General features: G+C 71.9%; 1 pseudogene. It reads left to right on the forward strand.

The features are described 5' to 3' along the window. Positions 1-1,461 (forward strand): annotated as a pseudogene (locus tag CAP_RS53185) (hypothetical protein); the annotation flags it as partial.

Genomic DNA, 1,461 nt, shown 5'->3' on the forward strand with positions numbered 1-1,461 from the left:
CGACCTACTACTTCTGCGCCATCGTCCGGAACAACTACGGCACCGTGTTCGGCGCGGTGCTGTCGTTGACGACGCTGGCCACCCCGCCGACGGTGACGACGGGGAGCGCGACGCTGCTCACGAGCACCACGGCGACGCTCAATGCCTCGGGCAACCCGGGCGGCGCCGCGACCACGGGCTGGTTCCGCTACAGCACGGTCAGCCCGGGCACGTGCAACGACACCTTCGGCACGCGCGCGCCCACGACCGGCGGCTCCTCGCTCGGCGCGGGCACCTCGTCGGCGTCGTTCTCGCAAGGGATCACCGGGCTGACCGCGGGGACGACCTACTACTACTGCGCGATCACCCAGAACGCGGTGGGGACCGCGCTCGGCTCGGTCCTCACCTTCACGACGCCCATTCCGCCCACGGTCACCACCACGGCCGCGTCGAGCCTCACCAACACGTCGGCCTACCTGAACGGCGCGGGGACGCCCAACGGCTCCGCGACGACGGGCTGGTTCCGCTACAGCCTCGCCAACCCGGGCGCCTGCGACGACACGTTCGGCTCGCGGGCGCCGACGAGCGGCGGCACCTCGCTGGGCGCGGGCTACTCGTCCACGGGCTTCTCGCAGCCGGTCAGCGGCCTGTCGCCGGGGACGACCTACTACTTCTGCGCGATCGTTTCGAGCGCCGAGGGGACGGCGTTCGGCGCGGTGCTGTCGTTCACGACGCCGGGCGCCCCGACGGTGACGAGCGCGGCGGCGACGCTGGTGACCTCGACCACGGCGACCCTCAACGGGTCCGCGACGCCCAACCTCGACCCCGCCTTCGGGTACTTCCGCTACGCCACGGCCAACCCTGGCGCGTGCAACGACTCGTTCGGCACCCGGGCGCCGACCACCAGCAGCTCCGACTCGTCGCTCGGCGCGGGCACCTCGCCTGTCGTCTTCTCGCGTGCGCTCAGTGGCCTCACCCCGGCGACGACCTACTACTACTGCGCGATCGCGCGGAACAACTACGGCACCGCGTTCGGCGCGGTGCTGTCGTTCACGACGGTGGCCAACCCGCCGACGGCGACGACCGGGAGCGCGACGCTGCTCACGGGGACCACGGCGACGCTCAACGGCTCGGGCAACCCGGGCGGGGCGGCGACCACGGGCTGGTTCCGCTTCGCCACGGCCAGCCCGGGTAGCTGCAACGACACCTTCGGCACGCGCGCGCCCACGACCGGCGGCTCCTCGCTCGGCTCCGGCACGTCGACCGTGTCGTTCTCGCAGGGGATCACCGGGCTGACCGCGGGGACGACCTACTACTACTGCGCGATCACCCAGAACTCGGCGGGGCTGGCGTTCGGCTCGGTCCAGACCTTCACGACGCCGACGCCACCCACGGTAGTCACCACGGCCGCGTCGAGCCTCACCAACACGTCGGCCTACCTGAACGGCGCAGGGACGCCCAATGGCTCCACGACCACGGGCT

Source organism: Chondromyces apiculatus DSM 436 (genome assembly GCF_000601485.1).
GTDB lineage: Bacteria > Myxococcota_A > Polyangia > Polyangiales > Polyangiaceae > Chondromyces > Chondromyces apiculatus.